Origin of the sequence: Bacillus sp. 7_6_55CFAA_CT2, assembly GCF_000238655.1 — a bacterium.
Taxonomy (GTDB): Bacteria; Bacillota; Bacilli; order Bacillales; family Bacillaceae_G; genus Bacillus_A; species Bacillus_A cereus.
This window is the reverse complement of the sequence record NZ_JH414708.1, coordinates 672,446-689,674: the sequence shown is the minus strand read 5'-3', so window position 1 is coordinate 689,674 and position 17,229 is coordinate 672,446. Positions and strand designations below refer to the sequence as shown.

Sequence of the window (17,229 nt, the reverse complement as noted above, 5' to 3'; positions counted from 1 at the left end):
ATTTCTCGACTATCTATTCGCTTTCTTTCTTCTAAATAACATAAGTAATCCCGCTCCAACAAACGCAAGACCCGCTCCAATTGTAGAAGCAATACTTGCACCTGTTTTCGGTAAATCACGTTCATCTTTTTCAGCTTCTTTATTTTCACTTACAGTTGTTGTTGTTTCTTTTGTATTTTGATCATCTGTTGTAGTTTGTCCAGATCCAGTATTGTTTCCATCTTGTTTTGGTTCATTACCATTATTACCTTCTTCTGTTGGTGGTGTTGGGTTTTCTCCATTACCTGTTGGCGGTGTTGTTGGATTTTCTCCCCCACCTGTTGGCGGTGTCGTTGGATTTCCTTCACCAGTTTCTTTATCATCATTTTTCTTCGTTATATCAATTGCATATTTAGCAAATTCATTTTCAGATGGTCCAACATATGATATGTTCCCATCTTTCTTTATATACTTTTGTGCATTTGGTGAAGAATCAAATGTTGTATGTAATTTATCTGCAACAATCGGTTTAAACGTCCAATTTTGATCAGCTGCTGGATCAATATTTTTTATTTTTTGCATATACTTCACAATGATTTGACGTGTTTCATCTTGTGATTGGTATACAACCTCCCCTTTACTTACACCTGGGAACGTTTGACTACTTCCACGATAGTTATTTGTAGCGACGATGAACTCTTGATCATCAGCTACTGGCTTACCTTCATATGTCATATTTACAATACGATTCGTATTTGCATTTACAACTTTTCCATCTTTATCGTATTTCGCCGGTTGTGTTACATCAATTTCGTATTTTAAGCCATCTAAAATATCGAAGTTATATGTAGGATAGCCTATATTTACTAATGGCTGTTCTTCTGTTTTCTTTGGATCAATTGTATTAAACTGACCTGCAGACATTTCAAGCCATTCTTTCACTTGTGCCCCATTTACTTTTACAGCATATAACGTATTTGGATACACGTATAAATCTGCAACGTTTTTAATTGCTAACGTTCCAGCTGGAATATCCGTATAATATGTAGCACCGTTTCGGCCACCTGCTTTAAATGGTGCGCCTGCAGATAAAACCGGAATATCTTTAATCTTTTCGTACTCTGGTTTTTTAAGTTCTTGTTCTACGTACCATTTTTGCGCATTTGTCACAATTTGTACGGAAGGATCATCTTGTACTAATGAAAAATAACTATTAATTGGTGCTTTCGTTTCACCTACAGGTGTATTTACATAGTCGATTGTCGCTTGATGCTCATCTTTAATTTCATTAACTAATTTTTGATCAGATTCTACTAATGGGGTACCTTTACTATTAGCAATCGGGCGAAGTTGCGGCTTAGATTGATCTTTTTGTACTTCCCATTTTCCGTTTACCTTTTTCAATTGCATATCAATAATACCTAAGTTACTACCAAAAACACCAGGCATTACAACTGGAACACCATTAAATACATCCTTCACTTCAGTATGTGAATGTCCCATTAATACTGCATCTACGCCAGGAACTTGTGTTGCTAAATGATATGATGCATTTTCCATTCCTTCGTTGTATCCACTCTTATCAACACCTGAATGCGCTAGTGCAACGACAATATCTGCATGTTCCTCATTTTTCAGTTTCGGTACTAATTTATTCGCTGTTTTGACAATATCTTTCGCTTTTACTTTTCCTTCTAAATTTGCCTTATCCCAGTTCATAACTTGAGGTGGGACAAATCCTATTACACCAATTTTTACTATTTGTTTTTGGCCTGCTTCATCCACTACTTCTTTCTCTAAAATATGATATGGTTTAAAATAATTTTCATCGTTCGCTTCATTATTATCATGATCATCTTTATAAACATTCGAGTTAATAACCGGGAATTCCGTTTTACTAATTACTTTGTTTAAATAGTCTAAGCCGTAGTTAAATTCATGATTCCCAAGAGAGATGACGTCATACTTCATTAAATTCATTACACGATATAATGGATGTGTATAACTAGGATCCACAGGATTCTTCGGATCTTTTATTTTATTTGCTACATAATCTCCAAGCGGTGTCCCTTGTAATGCATCTCCATCATCAAATAGGACAGAGTTTTTCGCTTCTTCACGTGCTTTATTAACGAGTGTTGCAGTTTGCACGAGACCTACTTTATTATCTGTTTTCGTTTGATAATAATCGTAATTCATTAAGTTAACGTGAATATCTGATGTTTCTAGAATTCGTAAGTTAACTGTACTCTCCCCAGTTTGCTCATCCGCATGAGCTGTTGCTGGCAATACTTGCGGCGCTATAACACCAATAGCAAGAGTTGCTCCAGCTAGCATTTTTTTTGACTTTTTCACAAAAAATCCCCCTTATACAATTACCAGAAATAATGAAATGAATCCCTATCTGTCTCTAACCACATACCTTTTTTCTTCTATTAGAGACACAATTTTCATTTCACCCTGCGCTAACGAGTAGTCCCCTTAAACGCCCGATTGATGAAGACTATTAATTAATAGGAAATAAAGCTCCCACTCATTAAAGTTTCACCTTATCTGACATTATCATATATAAAGTTCTTTCCTATCGTCAATATTTTTTGACAAACTTCAACAAATTTTCTGTAAAGTTATTATAAACTTTTCATAAACATATAATATGCCCTTACATTGCTAATACTGCTGAATATGATACAATTACCAATTACAAGGAGGATGAATTTATGAAAAAAGTCATCTTAACAATTGTTTGTCTCCTCCTTCTGATCATTTCTTATTCTTATTTTGAAAAGAACGACGAGACAAAACAAAATGAATCTGAAGAAAAAACAGAAAAAACATCTGCCCCAAATTGGATTGATAAGCAAACAAACGAATCTTTTTATCATCTTGTATTAGGTGATTCACTCGCTAAAGGATATGGATCGACACAAGGTGGATTTGCTGAATTAGCTTCTAAGCAAATAGAAGCACAAATTCATAAACCAATTACAGTAGAAAACCTTGGGGTAAACGGTCTTACAACAGATCGTCTCGCTAAAAAAGTTCAATCAGAAGATGTAAAGGAAAAAATTAGAGCAGCAAATATAATTACAATTAATATTGGAGGAAATAATTTATTTCGTTTACATCGTGATGTTGGTGTTATAGATGGTATAAAAATGTTAAATAAAGAAAAAGCCCATTTTGAAGCGGATATAAAAAGTATTGTAAAGACAGTTCGAGATCAAAATCCGGACGCTTTACTCATTCTCTCAGAACTCTATAACCCGTTACAACTCGATGACTCCATCGCAAGTTATGCAGATATGTTTTTAGATGGCTGGAATGAATCTGTTTATTCCATTTCCAAAGCAAATCAACCATCTATCGTTTTACCAATTCGCAAATTAATATCGAATGATAAAAAAGAGTTATTATTTGACCAAGTACACCCAAATGATAACGGCTATGCAATTATTGCCAACACATTTACAAAGCAAGTGTTATCCTACAAATATTAAAGCGACCATGAAACAATTCTATTTTTATAACATGTCTTTTTTGTTACAATGATAGTGGAAGGGGGCCTTTATATGGAATCACGCGAGTGGGAACGTATTGTTGATCATCTTCTTTCGCTAGTGCCTCTTTTTTATCGCAAATTTATGCTTCCTGGAGAATTTTCTTCTCAAAGACATATGCCGCCATCACATACACAAGTATTACTGCTTTTGCATGAAAACGGCACATTAGCAGTTTCCGAAATCGGCAAGCGGCTAGCGATTTCACGGCCTAACATGACACCTCTATTAAACAAACTTATTCAAGAAGAACTAATAGAGCGTCATTATAGCGAAAAAGATCGACGGGTCATTTTAATTTCTCTAACAGCTGAAGGGAAATTATTAGTAAATCAGTATCAGCAATTCATTTTAGACAAACTAAAAGAAAATTTCCAAACATTATCTGAGGAAGAGCGCGAAAAGCTCATTCATTCTCTTCAAACCATTCAAAATTTAATTTTGAAAACAAACGTATAAAGCTGCTTCTAAATAGAAGCAGCTTTATGATTCGTAATAATTACCATAGTATACATTGGAATATGGCCATGTTGTTAAATATGGTTTTTTTCCTGTGTAGGCTGTTGTGTTGGTAATTGTGGTATTTGTGATAATTGCTGTAATTGTTGTTGCCGATATAATTCGTATTGTCTACTCGTATCATAAACCGGATAATAATTTACATATGGATATACTTGAGGCACGTAATAATAATACATTATCCTCTCCTCCTTTTTCTTAAACATATTCAAAGGAGAAAATGAATGTGACATTGTTTATAATTGTACAAGTGGTTCTCTCACTCGTTTCTTCCTTTTCTTCAAACGTAACTTACGGTTCTTTTCGTATAAATAATGCACAACGAAATATGAAATGAGACCAAACACAACTCCTAAAATCGTCATTCCAATTAATACATACACTTCACTTTGTAATAAGCTCTTTAATATCGTAAAAATGTGACTTGAAAACAAGTCCGATATCGTAAATGGTTCATGATGAATTTTCTGTACATGAAATGGATAAATCATTTTTCCTAGCGCATACGCAAGCGGAAATAAAAATACTGGGAGAAACGATATTTTCCCAATAATATTGCCAATAACTGCCGCAGGAAAAGATCCCTTTGCTAACCTGACGATTGGATAAAATATTACATATACGAGCGATGCCGTATAAATGACTAACATTTCTAAGCCGAATCCTATAGCAAACCCTAACGATACTTTCTTTGCGCCTTCTGGCGATCGAAGCAACTTATAATATTGAAACTTTAATATTCTCCACATCCGCTGGAAAAACGAATATGTTTTCTTAGTTGTTTTCACCCTCATCATCTCTTTAACTATATTTTTATATGTAGTATGTCCTGACACACTCTGAAAAACAAATTTAGTTTTCTCTTTTATTATAAATGATATCGAAATGGTTAACCAAATATACATCCGACATTTTAATATAAAAAAACCTCCCTTTTAGGAAGGCTCTTCTACATTTTTAAATAAACTCACTAATAACGCTTTTTGAGCATGCAATCGATTACCAGCTTGCTCAAAGACGATAGACTGCGGTCCATCTATAATTTCTCCTGTTACTTCTTCTTCACGATGGGCAGGTAAACAGTGTAAGAAACGATATGTTTGCTTCGCATGCTTAACAAGTTCGTTATTGATTTGGTAAGGTTGAAATAAAGTATACTTCTCTTCTTCGCCCTCTTGCCCCATGCTCATCCAAACGTCAGTATAAATGAAATCTGCTTCATTCACTGCTAATTCAGGATCATGCAAAACTTCAATTTCAGCTCCTGTTTCCTTGGCAATTGCTAACGCTTTTTTTACAATCTCTTCATTCGGTTCATACCCTACAGGCGTTGCCACAGTCATATGCATTCCGACTTTTGCACTCGCTAGCAACAATGAATGACATACATTATTTCCGTCACCTACGTAAGCCAATTTTATTCCTTTAAATGTATTTGTTTCTTCGTATATCGTCATAAGGTCTGCCAATGCTTGACAAGGATGATGATCATCCGTTAAACCGTTAATAACAGGAATACTCGATTCTTTTGCAAGCTCTTCTACATCCGCGTGTGAGAATGTACGTATCATGATCCCGTCAATATACTGCGATAATACTTTCGCAGTATCTGAAACGCTTTCTCCTCTTCCCATTTGCATCTCTTTCCCACTTAAAAACATACCATGTCCCCCGAGCTGTACCATTCCTGCTTCAAAAGATACACGAGTACGAGTGGAATGCTTATCAAAAATAAGCCCTAATATTTTGCCTTGTAATAAAAGCTCTTGCTTATTCTTTTTTAAATATATAGCGAACTCAATTAAAGAAATAATTTCTTCTTTCGTTAATTCTTCTAGTGTTAAAAGATCTTTCGTATTTAATTTCGGTACTTGTACAGTTGACATGAAACTTCCCCCTTATATGATTGATACGTTTTTTGTACAAACTACTTTTTTTATTATATATACTGCCTGTTCTAACTCTTCATTCGTGACAATGAGTGGCGGTAATAGTCTTATCACATTAGGACCTGCTTGTAATACGAGAAGTCCTTCGTTTTCTAGTTGTTCTATAAAACTTGCAACTTCATGCTTACACTCAATCCCAATCATAAGCCCCTTACCACGTATATTTTGAATACATTCGACATGCTGTAATTCCTCTTGCAACTTCTCTAATACGTACTCGCCTTTTTCTTGTACTTCTTTTAAAAACGATGGTTTTTTACTTACTTGCAATACTTCTTTCGCTGCAGCCATCGCGATGTAATTCCCGCCAAAAGTTGAACCGTGTGATCCTGCAGTAAACGACGCTCCGAGCTCTTTCCGGCCAATCATCGCTCCGACAGGAATCCCATTCCCAAGCGCCTTTGCTACGGTAACGATATCAGGCTCTATTCCCACTTGTTCATAAGCGAATAGTGTTCCAGTTCTTCCTATCCCCGTTTGTACTTCGTCTATAATAAATAAGGAACCGAACTTATTACATAATGTTTCAATCTCTTTCAAAAAAGATAGATCAGCAGGTATTACTCCTCCCTCTCCTTGAACAACTTCTACCATTACCGCCGCAACTTCTTCATTCATTACTTCCTCTAATGCTTTAATATCGTTAAAAGGGATATGTAAAAAAGATGGAAGTAATGGACCAAATCCTTCTTTCACCTTATCTTGGCCCGTTGCACTCATCGTTCCAAATGTTCTACCGTGAAAAGACTGCTGGCATGTTACGACGAGAGATTTTCCAGTATGCTTACGTGCTAACTTTAAAGCCGCTTCATTTGCCTCTGCCCCACTATTACAGAAAAACACATAATCTAATGCTCTATTTTCTGTTAATAATGACGCAACTTCTTCTTGCAAGCTGTTTGTAAACAGGTTAGATATATGCCATATATCATCAAGTTGCTCTTGTACACCTTTGAGAACAGTAGGGTGACAATGTCCTAAATTACATACGCCAATTCCTGATGTGAAATCTAAATATTCCTTACCGTCATTATCATTAACTTTCGTTCCAGTTCCCTTTACAAACTCAATAGTTCTTCTGCCATACGTTTGAAAAAGATGACTCGTCATGCAATACTCACACCTTTCGTTACCGTCGTTCCAATACACTCTCCCGTAACCTCAGTAAAATCTTTTGTACCATTCACAATACTTATCTTTTGCACTCCCATTTTTAATGATGCTAGTGCCGCCTGTACTTTCGGAATCATCCCACCTGTAATAACACCTGTTTCTATAAAAGTAGCAATTTCAGATTCATCCGTTTCCTTTACCAAATTCCCTTCATGTAATATTCCATCTACATCCGTAATAAAAATAAGTTCTTTTGCCCCTAACGCAGCCGCAATCCCAGCTGCAGCATTGTCCGCATTTATGTTATAAACTTCATTACCATTTACCCCGATTGGAGCAATAACAGGAATATACTCCATATTTATTAATCCTTTTAATAAGGCTGTTTCTACATAACTTACTTCCCCCACATATCCTATCTCTTCGCTGACAGGTTGAACTTGAAGTAAATTGCCGTCACACCCTGAACAACCTACCGCAAGTAAATTATGCTTTTGTAAATTCATTACGAGTTTTTTATTCGTACTTCCGCATAGCACCATTTGAACAACATCCATAACTTCTTTTGGTGTTACGCGTAATCCATCTCTTTTTTCTACGTTGATGTTACAATCTTTTAATTTGGCATCAATTTCTGGCCCACCACCATGGACAATCACTACTTTATACTTCTGCTGTAATTTCTTTATACAATCAAAAAACACATCATTTAATTGATTCAACATACTACCGCCGCATTTCACTACAATATATTCGCTCATCTTCTCTCTCCTTATGTACGATAACAAGCGTTTATTTTCACATATTCATAGCTTAAGTCACAGCCCCAAGCTGATCCTGTCTCTTCTCCTAAGTGTAAGTACACATTAATGACTATTTCATCTTCTTGTAATCTCTCTTTCATTTCTTCTTCAGAAAATGTTTGAGGCTCACTATTTTTTAATACCAATATAGATTGAAGAGTAATGTCAATTGTATTCGGATTAATAGCTACTTCACTTTGTCCAATACTGCTAATAATTCGCCCCCAGTTTGGATCTTCACCATGTATTGCTGTTTTCACAAGACTCGAACCGACTATTTGCTTTGCAATTTTTTTTGCCTCTTCATTCGTTTGAGCTCCTAGCACATTTACTTCGATTAACTTTGTAGCGCCTTCACCATCTTGCGCAATTTTCTTTGCTAAATCTTCACATACCTTCTGTAAAGCACATACGAAAGTTTCCCAATCTGTATGTTCCATATTTATCGGCCTTGTTTCTGATAATCCACTTGCCATAACGATGACCATATCATTCGTAGAAGTATCTCCATCTACCGTAATTTGATTAAATGTATGATTCGTAATTTGGGATAATGCCGTTTGCAATACGTCATGCTCTATATGAGCATCTGTCGTAATAAAACTAAGCATCGTTGCCATATTCGGATGAATCATCCCTGAACCTTTTGCAACACCCGCAATCGCCACTTTCTTCCCATCAATAATCATTTCATAGCAAGTTTCTTTCGTTATGAGATCCGTCGTTAAAATTGCTTCAGAAAAAGAATATGCTTCACTTTCTTCCTTCGTCGGTATAAGAGTTGCAACTCCCTTTCGGATTATATCCATCGGCAGCGGAACACCAATTACACCTGTTGAAGCTACTGCAACGTAATTTTCTTTCAATCCAAAATGTTCCGCCCCTAATGCGCGCATCTCGTATGCGTCTTGTAATCCTTTCATTCCAGTACAAGCATTTGCATTTCCACTATTAACGATAATTGCTTGTAACTTCCCTTCTGCCGTTATACTATCCTTCGTTACTTGTAAAGGGGCTGCTTGTATTTGATTCGTTGTATACACAGCGGCACATGATGCTGGTACGTCACAAACGATTGCCCCTAAATCCTTTTTCTCCTTTTTCAGACCATTTGCAGTACCAATTGCCGAAAAGCCTTTCGGCGTTACAATCGAACCATTTTCTAATTTTGTAATAGACGCTACTTTAATCATCATGTCCCCCTTATAGATAAAGCGGCATATGTTGTAAACCTGTTGTCTCTTCTAGTCCCGCTATTATGTTTGCATTTTGAATCGCTTGCCCAGCCGCGCCTTTCATCATATTGTCTATAACAGAAACGACCGTAACTCTTTCTGTTCTTTCATCGTAAGCTATGCCAATATCACAATAATTTGAGCCTCTCACTTCTTTTGGACTTGGAAATTTCCCTTGCGTACAAATTCGGATGAAAGGCGATTGTTCATACGTTTCTTCATACAATTTTTGAAGTTGCTTTATTTCCATCTTTTGTTTTACTTTTGCATAAAGTGTAATCATGATTCCTCGTGATATCGGTATTAAATGTGTGCTAAATGTAATTGGCTGTAATTCACTATTCCATTCTGTAAGCATTTGCTCAATCTCTGGAACGTGCTGATGCTGGTTTACTTTATAGATGTGTAAGTTATCGTATAGCTCAGGAAAATGAGTCATTGTTGTTGGTGTTTTACCTGCTCCTGTTACCCCTGATTTCGCGTCAATAATAATCGAATCTTCTTCAATCATGCTACTACGTACTAACGGTGCTATCGCTAGCAATGTGGCTGTAGCAAAGCATCCTGGGTTTGCAATTAAATTTGCCTGTTGAATCTCAGTCCTTTTCCATTCACTTAACCCATACACTGCTTTTCTAAGAATTTCTTCTTTCGCTGCTGGCCTTTTATACCACAGTTCATATGACGAAGGATCTATCATACGAAAGTCTCCAGATAGGTCAATTACTTTTAAACCTTCAGCTAATAACTTGGGAGTTAACTCCGCCGATACTCCTGCTGGTGTTGCTAGAAATACGATTTCTGCTTCTTTCCCTATTGTCTCCACATCAATTTCTTGTAACGTATGAACGAGGACATTTCGAAGATGCGGATATACATTTGTTATACACTCACCAACTTGTGAAAAAGAATGAAGAGACGCTATAGAAAAATATGGATGTTGTTCTAATAAACGAATTAACTCAATGCCCCCATATCCAGTGGCTCCAATAATTGCGACTTTCATAAGTTCCTCCTCAAATCGATTCTTTAAATTAAGTATGATTATAATATTGTATATTTATAGAGTCAATTAAATATTTATAAATTTTCCAAACTTAAAAAACTTAATTTTACTAGAAAAACAATATACACAACCGAATTTTTATACAAAAATAGTGCATGGTAGTTTTTTTATTTCACTTCAAGTACAATAAAACAATACATACGTACATACAGGCGGGAAAAAATATGAACGAAAAATTAATTGAGAAAATGATTATAAAAAGTTTTCAGCAATATCAATGCAGTCCAATATCAAAAGAAGATCAGGAAATGCTAGTGAAACATATTCAAACGGTGACTCATTCAAATATTGAAATTGATTTATACGAGGAGATTGAGGATATTGTTTATGATTATGTGACTGGAAAACAATAAAAATAGGAGATTTCCATGTGGAAATCTCCTATTTTTTACTTAATGATTTACCTGCTACACGTTCAAATAAACCTGGGAATAAAGCATAAAGTTTCGGGCCAATTCCCATCCACTTCGGTAAGTTTACTTCACGTTTTTTCGTGTGCATCGACTTTACGATTTGTTCTGCTACGTATGTTGGTTTTAACATGTAACGTCCCATATTCTTTACATATGTACCAGATTGATCCGCTATTTCAAAAAAGTTTGTATCTATCGGACCTGGATTAATTGCTGTAACATAAATATCTGTATTCGCTAATTCCATGCGTAAACTATTCGTAAATCCTAATACAGCATGTTTCGTTGCTGCATACGCACTTGATTTCGGAGTTGCAATTTTTCCGGCAAGGGAAGCAATATTAATAATATGTCCTTCGTTCTTGTTTACCATATAAGGTAGTACCGCTTTCGTACATGCTACTAATCCAAATACATTTACTTGGAACATATCTTTCACTTCATCCATTGACGCATCTTCAAACGTTTTAAAAATACCAAATCCCGCATTGTTTACTAATATATCAATACGTCCCACTTCTTGTAATACCTTTGAAAAAACAGACTGTACTTCCATCTCTTCACTTACATCTAATACATAATAATAGCAAGGCGTATTATAAGTTTCTTTAATTTTGTCTACTAACGCTTGTAGTTTCTCTTCTGTTCGAGCCATTAATACTGGAGTCGCTCCCTGTGCTGCAACTTGCATTGCAACTTGCTCACCAATCCCACTAGAAGCACCTGTAATGACGATTACTTTATTTTGTAAACGTCCTGTCATTGCTGTCACCTACTTTGCATAATAAATCAATTGTTGCGATGACTCATCAATCATCACTTGTTGATTATATGCTAAATAGTCCAATTGTCCAACCGTTTCTGAAATAGTAAGTGGTAATTGTTCTTTATATAATACCGGAAATAGTTTTACACATACTTCAAATGCTGTCATTGGTTTTTCCTTTAATAACTCAAGCACTTTAAAAGCACGTGTTTCTTGCTTTTGTAATCTCGTTTCAATAAGTTGTTTCACATTTAGAACATCTTCCCCATGCCCTGATAAAATACGTGAAATATTCATTTCGCTTAAACGCTGTAATGTTTGATTATATTGTAGTAATGGGCGTGCCCGTTCTGTTTGCCCTTCATATGGTGGTTCTAGTATTGGATTCGAAGAAATATGACTGATGAGAGCATCTCCACCAATTAATATTCCATCAGATTCTCTATATAAAGAAATATGAGTAGAAGCATGACCTGGTGTTTCAAGTACTATAAATCCAGGCAAAGAATCAATACGATCTCCTTCTCTCACAGTATGCGTTAACGATCTATTACAAGAATATTTAAGTGTCCTCGTCGTCAATAACGACTCGTCTTTCAAAAATGCTGCTGGCACACCAAACTGTAAGGCCGTCTCTCTAAAAAATTCATGATACCGCTTTAAAAATTCTGGATTTTGTGTGATCCAAGGCTCATTCCAAGGATGTCCAATAATATTCGTCTTCTCAGAAAATATATTTAAAAGTCCACAATGATCTGCATGATGATGCGTAATGACTACTGTTTCAATATCTTCTAGCGTATGTCCTAATGCACCTAATTGACTTTCTAACGCATTCCTTGCCTCTTCTGTATTCGTCCCTGTATCAATTAATGTTAATGCCTCCCCCTCAACTAAAAACACATTCACAGTTTCCACTGCAAATGGTACAGGAATCTCCATTCGGTGAATCGCCGTCATGCTTAGCCCCCCTGTCTCTTTCCGGTTCAAAAATGAATACTTCTTCAGTTTACAACTTCTATATATATTTGTCATTATTTTCAGATAAAAAGAGGTGTTTCCTATAAAAAAACGAATGTATGTACATTTATAAGAATTTCTAACCAAAATTAAAGGAGGAACATCATGTCTATTCAAAACATTTCCTTTCTCGGTGCAGGCTCCATTGCCGAAGCTATTATTGGTGGCTTGTTACATGCAAATGTTGTTAAAGGTGAACAAATTACTGTAAGTAATCGTTCTAACGAGACAAGATTACAAGAGCTACATAAAAAATACGGTGTCAAAGGTACTCATAATAAAAAAGAATTGCTTACTGATGCAAATATTCTTTTTCTAGCAATGAAACCAAAGGATGTTGCAGAGGCGCTTACCCCTTTTAAAGAATACATAAATAATAACGTGCTTATTATTTCATTACTAGCAGGTGTTTCTACTGACTCAATTAGAAAACTACTTCAAAAAGACGTTCCAATTATTCGTGCAATGCCAAATACATCCGCAGCCATTTTAAAATCAGCTACCGCTATCTCCCCTTCAAAACATGCAACAGCGGAACATATTCGCACTGCAACATCTTTATTTGAAACGATTGGTCTCGTCTCTGTTGTAGAGGAAGAAGATATGCATGCTGTCACTGCATTATCCGGAAGTGGACCTGCTTATATTTATTACGTAGTGGAAGCTATGGAAGAAGCTGCAACAAAAATTGGTTTAAAAGAAGATGTTGCAAAATCACTTATTCTTCAAACGATGATTGGTGCTGCTGAAATGTTAAAAGCAAGTGACAAACATCCTTCTATTTTGCGAAAGGAAATTACTTCTCCTGGTGGAACTACCGAGGCAGGTATTGAAGTATTACAAGAACATAAATTTCACCAAGCACTTGTTTCTTGTATTACACAGGCAACGAAACGATCACATAATCTTGGAAAAACATTAGAACAACTAACAAAAGAAAAATAGAAAAAGGAGCTCAAGTTTATTTGAGCTCCTTTTTCTATAATTACACTTAGTTATTGTTCTTCCCAAAAATCTCTTCTTGCAGGCGACGACCAGTCGGCGTTGCTGCAAGTCCACCTTCTGCTGTTTCACGAAGTGCTACTGGCATCGTTTGTCCGATTCTAAACATTGCCTCAATTACTTCATCACATGGAATTGTACTCGTTACACCAGCTAATGCTAAATCTGCTGAGATCATCGCATTTGCAGCTCCTGCTGCATTACGTTTTACACAAGGTACTTCTACAAGTCCTGCAACAGGATCACACACTAAACCAAGCATGTTCTTTAATGAAATTGCCATCGCTGTAGCTGCTTGATCTTGTGTTCCACCAGCCATCTCAACTGCAGCTGCAGCCGCCATTCCACTTGCTGAACCAACTTCAGCTTGGCATCCTCCTGCCGCACCAGAAATACAAGCGTTATTCGCAACAACCATACCGAAAGCTCCTGCTGTAAATAAGAATTCAATCATTTCTTCACGTGTAGGCTGCAATTTTTCTCTTAGTGCAAATAGTACACCTGGCACTGTTCCAGCAGACCCTGCTGTTGGTGTTGCACAAATAATTCCCATCGCTGCGTTTACTTCATTTGTTGCAACAGCTTTGCTTACTGCATCCAAAATCGTATCTCCAGATAAGCCTTTTCCACTCTTCATATACGCTTGAACTTTTACAGCATCTCCACCAGTTAAACCAGTTGGTGATTTCACGCCGCGAATACCACGTTCTACTGCTTGCTCCATCACGACTAAGTTCTTTTCCATACCAGCAATTACTTCTTCACGTGAAATACTTCTTGTTTCCATTTCACATTGAATCATAATTTCTGCGATTTTTACATTTTGTTCTTTAGCTTGCGCCACTAGTTCCGCTGCGTTCCGAAACATGGTGTGTCCCCCCTGCAATTATTCCATAATAGTTACTTGACAAATATTTTGTTGCGCTTTTATTTCTTCAATTACTTCATCTGCTAATAATTCATCTGTTTCGATGACCATAAGCGCTCTTCTTCCTTTTTCTTTACGAGATACACTCATTGTACTAATGTTAATCTCATGTTTCGCAAGGATTGAAGCTACCGCTGCAATAGCACCGAAGCGATCGTTATTTACAATAAGTAGTGCTGGGCTCGTGCCTGATAATTGAAGATCGAATCCGTTTAATTCTACAACTTCAATTTTACCGCCACCAATTGAGCAAGCAACAACTTCAATTTCATCTTCACCTTTATACAAACGAATTCTCGCTGTATTTGGGTGAGGTGCATTGGCATCTTCTTCAATGAATTCTACTTCAATTTCGCGCTCTTTTGCTATTTCTAGCGCCTCTGGAATACGTAAGTCATCTGTTTCAAATCCTAATATCCCACCTATTAGCGCTACATCCGTACCATGCCCACGATACGTCTTTGCAAATGATCCATATAATGAAATGCTTACTCTTTCTGGTTCATGACGAAACAGCTGGCGAGCAACTTGCCCCATTCTTGCCGCGCCTGCTGTATGTGAACTTGATGGTCCAATCATAACTGGACCGATAATATCAAATACTGAGCGATACTTCATCATAACTCCCCCTAAACCTCTATGAAAAAATTTATTCTACTATTCTATTAAGCTGCTACATCTGTCGCTTTTCCAGTTGTACCACGAATTTGTTCTGCTGTACGAATTGGATAGTTTTTGAATAAAAGTAATCCAATATAACCTGAAATAATGCCAGTTATCATAATACATAAAATTCTTAGTATTATTTTTATTAAAAAATGATATAAGATAATCCACAATAAAGTCTGGTAGCAATCCAAAGTTTAACACAGAAGCCATTGCAAGCATAGCATAAACAAGTGATATAACCATTGCTAATGCAACTAAATTTGCACCCGCTATTCCGCCTAGACTACCTGCTGATGTTCTGAACTCTTTTAAAGAGTGGTGTACCAATTAAATCTCCACCACCTTATTAATAAAAAGCTTCTACTAAGGAACTTGCAATAGATACACTCGCTAATCATATCGTTTAGCTAAAAAGTGAAAAAGACTTATGACAAATAATAGTAATATCTTTCCTATTATAATTCTCGTGTTACTCTCTCATGATTTAGTCAACTTCACTTGTTACGATAATGACTAAAATACATGTGACTTATCATAAATTATAATCTGCCCTCATTATAGCTTGTTTTTTATAAAACGCTTACTTTTGTTGAATTTTAAAAGTTCTGAATAAAAGTCCATTTCTGCTATTTGTATCACTTGTATGTCATCTGACTTATATAACAGTTTTTCTAAATAATCATTATTTCGTATTTTTATCCTATATATTCAAACCATCCTAATTTTCTGTATCATCCAAGTATAAGTATAAAATAATAACAGTTTTATTTTTAAATTTTTTTAGACATAAAAAAATGGTAACCCGCCGTTACCATTTTTTATAAAATTATCATTTTTCTACTGGGAATGATTTCAAATCCGTCGCTATTTCTGTATTAGAAAACAACTCTCTAGCCTCTTTCAATAATTCCTTATATGTATCTCCTTGATAGCGAGAACTAATGTGAGTTAATATTAGTCGCTTCGCATTTGCCTGAAGTGCAATGCTCGCAGCTTGCTTAGATGTAGAATGAAAATAATCATACGCTTGTTGCTCATCTTCTGCTGCGAAAGTCGCTTCATGGACAAGTACATCTGCATCTTGTGCAAGCTCCCTACTCGCTTCGCAATATCGCGTATCACCTAAGATAGTAATAATTCTTCCTTTTTGAGGTGGGCCGATAAACTCATTTCCATTTAATATCGTGCCATCCTCTAATTCAACTGCTTCACCATCTTTTAAACGTTTAAAGATTGGACCTGGTTTCACACCCATCTCAAGCAACTTATCAACTAAAAGAGCACCTTGTATATCTTTCTCTACAATACGATATCCAAAACATTCTATACCGTGTGACAATCTTTTCGTTTCTACATAAAATTCATTATCTTCAAATACGGTACCTTCTTCTGTTATCTCCACAACTTCAAGTGGATATTTCACATGTGTCGTACTTACCGATAATGCCACTTCAATAAATTGTTTAATTCCTTTCGGTCCATACACCGTTAAAGGCGTAGTTCCTCCTTGAAATGAACGGCTACCTAATAAACCAGGCAATCCAAAAATATGATCGCCATGTAAATGCGTAATAAATATTTTTTCAATGCGGCGCGGACGTACAGATGTATGTAATATTTGATGTTGCGTGGCCTCGCCACAATCAAATAACCAAGTTTGTCCTCGTTCTTCTAACAATTGTAAAGCAATTGCTGAAACGTTCCTTCCTTTTGAAGGAACACCTGCACCAGTTCCTAAAAATACAAATTCCACTTTCTTTCCTCCAGCTCTAAATATACTCTATCTCTCATCTTACGGAATGTTATTTCAAATGGCAAATTGAATTTACATAACCAATCATCTAGACAACTATATAACACGAACATTATACTTAAAAAAATTAGCTATCGTTCGTGTTTTATGGTAAAATGATTATACTACATTTTAAGGGAGCGTTTTATTATGAAAGAAGTATTTCGTTTACAAACTGATTTTTCATCTTCATTTGATCGCTGGGTAAGTTCTTTCGTGTCTGATCACCCAGCACAATTAGAATGGACAACTTTAAAGGAATTAATCCATGAATATACAACATCACATACAAATGATACGTTACCAGCATATATTTCTTCAGCTTTAACATATTACGCCCAACGTGTTTCAACTACAAACAGTTCAGAGATTGTTATTTTTGAAAACCCTACAATCTCGTAATCTATAAATAAAA

General features: G+C 36.0%; 17 protein-coding genes and 1 pseudogene. 5 read left to right on the top strand and 13 right to left on the bottom strand.

From position 1 onward, the window contains the following. Positions 1-9: 9 nt before the first annotated feature. Entirely contained in the window at positions 10-2,334 is a 2,325-nt protein-coding gene (gene cpdB, locus HMPREF1014_RS03815; RefSeq protein ID WP_000748608.1) for a bifunctional 2',3'-cyclic-nucleotide 2'-phosphodiesterase/3'-nucleotidase, read from the bottom strand. A 365-nt stretch (positions 2,335-2,699) separates the two neighbouring features. On the opposite strand from cpdB, the gene HMPREF1014_RS03810 reads away from it, so the two are divergent. Together HMPREF1014_RS03810 and HMPREF1014_RS03805 are read left to right on the top strand one after the other, a co-directional pair. Then, positions 2,700-3,479, top strand: a complete 780-nt coding sequence (locus HMPREF1014_RS03810; protein ID WP_000755848.1) for a GDSL-type esterase/lipase family protein — start codon at positions 2,700-2,702, stop codon at positions 3,477-3,479. 72 nt (positions 3,480-3,551) lie between these two features. Beyond that, the gene (locus tag HMPREF1014_RS03805) at positions 3,552-3,998 is read left to right on the top strand and encodes a MarR family winged helix-turn-helix transcriptional regulator (RefSeq protein ID WP_000445819.1); all 447 of its coding nucleotides are present in this window, start codon (positions 3,552-3,554) and stop codon (positions 3,996-3,998) included. Positions 3,999-4,022: 24 nt separating this feature from the next. On the opposite strand, the pseudogene HMPREF1014_RS31160 reads toward HMPREF1014_RS03805, so the two are convergent. From HMPREF1014_RS31160 to argC, 7 genes and pseudogenes are all read right to left on the bottom strand, one after another. Further along, positions 4,023-4,237: pseudogene (locus tag HMPREF1014_RS31160) on the bottom strand (hypothetical protein). 57 nt (positions 4,238-4,294) lie between these two features. Further along, entirely contained in the window at positions 4,295-4,855 is a 561-nt protein-coding gene (locus tag HMPREF1014_RS03795; protein WP_002005691.1) for a DUF2062 domain-containing protein, read from the bottom strand. Positions 4,856-4,993: 138 nt separating this feature from the next. Further along, a complete protein-coding gene (gene argF / locus HMPREF1014_RS03790) occupies positions 4,994-5,944 on the bottom strand; it encodes an ornithine carbamoyltransferase (RefSeq protein WP_000108846.1) in 951 nt (316 codons plus the stop codon). Positions 5,945-5,956: 12 nt separating this feature from the next. Further along, positions 5,957-7,117: an acetylornithine transaminase gene (gene argD, locus HMPREF1014_RS03785; RefSeq protein ID WP_000200562.1), complete on the bottom strand. Its 1,161-nt coding sequence runs from the start codon at positions 7,115-7,117 to the stop codon at positions 5,957-5,959. Continuing rightward, positions 7,114-7,881, bottom strand: coding sequence for an acetylglutamate kinase (argB, locus tag HMPREF1014_RS03780; RefSeq protein WP_000006083.1), 768 nt, complete (start codon positions 7,879-7,881; stop codon positions 7,114-7,116). The genes argD and argB overlap by 4 nt, the downstream gene beginning before the upstream one ends. 11 nt (positions 7,882-7,892) lie before the next feature. After that, positions 7,893-9,116 carry a bifunctional glutamate N-acetyltransferase/amino-acid acetyltransferase ArgJ gene (argJ, locus tag HMPREF1014_RS03775; RefSeq protein ID WP_000598380.1) on the bottom strand — a complete coding sequence of 408 codons (1,224 nt, stop codon included), beginning with the start codon at positions 9,114-9,116 and terminating at the stop codon, positions 7,893-7,895. 10 nt (positions 9,117-9,126) lie between these two features. Beyond that, positions 9,127-10,164, bottom strand: coding sequence for an N-acetyl-gamma-glutamyl-phosphate reductase (gene argC / locus HMPREF1014_RS03770; RefSeq protein WP_000861252.1), 1,038 nt, complete (start codon positions 10,162-10,164; stop codon positions 9,127-9,129). A gap of 224 nt (positions 10,165-10,388) precedes the next feature. Here argC and HMPREF1014_RS03765 point away from each other — a divergent pair, with 224 nt between their 5' ends. Continuing rightward, positions 10,389-10,577 (top strand): YqzH family protein, encoded by a 189-nt coding sequence (locus HMPREF1014_RS03765; protein WP_001003222.1) that lies wholly within the window; start codon positions 10,389-10,391, stop codon positions 10,575-10,577. 28 nt (positions 10,578-10,605) lie between these two features. Here the strand turns inward: HMPREF1014_RS03765 and HMPREF1014_RS03760 are convergent, their stop codons facing one another. After that, a complete protein-coding gene (locus tag HMPREF1014_RS03760) occupies positions 10,606-11,400 on the bottom strand; it encodes an SDR family NAD(P)-dependent oxidoreductase (RefSeq protein ID WP_000147791.1) in 795 nt (264 codons plus the stop codon). Positions 11,401-11,409: 9 nt separating this feature from the next. Further along, positions 11,410-12,363: an MBL fold metallo-hydrolase gene (locus HMPREF1014_RS03755; RefSeq protein ID WP_000125105.1), complete on the bottom strand. Its 954-nt coding sequence runs from the start codon at positions 12,361-12,363 to the stop codon at positions 11,410-11,412. A 165-nt stretch (positions 12,364-12,528) separates the two neighbouring features. Here HMPREF1014_RS03755 and proI point away from each other — a divergent pair, with 165 nt between their 5' ends. Next, positions 12,529-13,368 (top strand): pyrroline-5-carboxylate reductase ProI, encoded by an 840-nt coding sequence (proI, locus tag HMPREF1014_RS03750; protein WP_000027251.1) that lies wholly within the window; start codon positions 12,529-12,531, stop codon positions 13,366-13,368. 46 nt (positions 13,369-13,414) lie between these two features. Here the strand turns inward: proI and sdaAA are convergent, their stop codons facing one another. The 3 genes from sdaAA to rnz all read right to left on the bottom strand — a co-directional run bounded on the left by sdaAA (position 13,415) and on the right by rnz (position 16,775). After that, positions 13,415-14,293, bottom strand: a complete 879-nt coding sequence (gene sdaAA, locus HMPREF1014_RS03745) for an L-serine ammonia-lyase, iron-sulfur-dependent, subunit alpha (protein ID WP_000489461.1) — start codon at positions 14,291-14,293, stop codon at positions 13,415-13,417. An 18-nt stretch (positions 14,294-14,311) separates the two neighbouring features. Beyond that, positions 14,312-14,971: an L-serine ammonia-lyase, iron-sulfur-dependent subunit beta gene (gene sdaAB, locus HMPREF1014_RS03740; RefSeq protein ID WP_000877445.1), complete on the bottom strand. Its 660-nt coding sequence runs from the start codon at positions 14,969-14,971 to the stop codon at positions 14,312-14,314. Positions 14,972-15,851: 880 nt separating this feature from the next. Further along, on the bottom strand, positions 15,852-16,775 hold the full coding sequence (gene rnz, locus HMPREF1014_RS03730) for a ribonuclease Z (protein ID WP_000397453.1): 924 nt from the start codon (positions 16,773-16,775) through the stop codon (positions 15,852-15,854). A gap of 189 nt (positions 16,776-16,964) precedes the next feature. Between rnz and HMPREF1014_RS03725 the strand changes: the two genes are divergently transcribed. Then, positions 16,965-17,216 carry a DUF3932 family protein gene (locus HMPREF1014_RS03725; protein WP_000665709.1) on the top strand — a complete coding sequence of 84 codons (252 nt, stop codon included), beginning with the start codon at positions 16,965-16,967 and terminating at the stop codon, positions 17,214-17,216. Positions 17,217-17,229 lie beyond the last annotated feature (13 nt).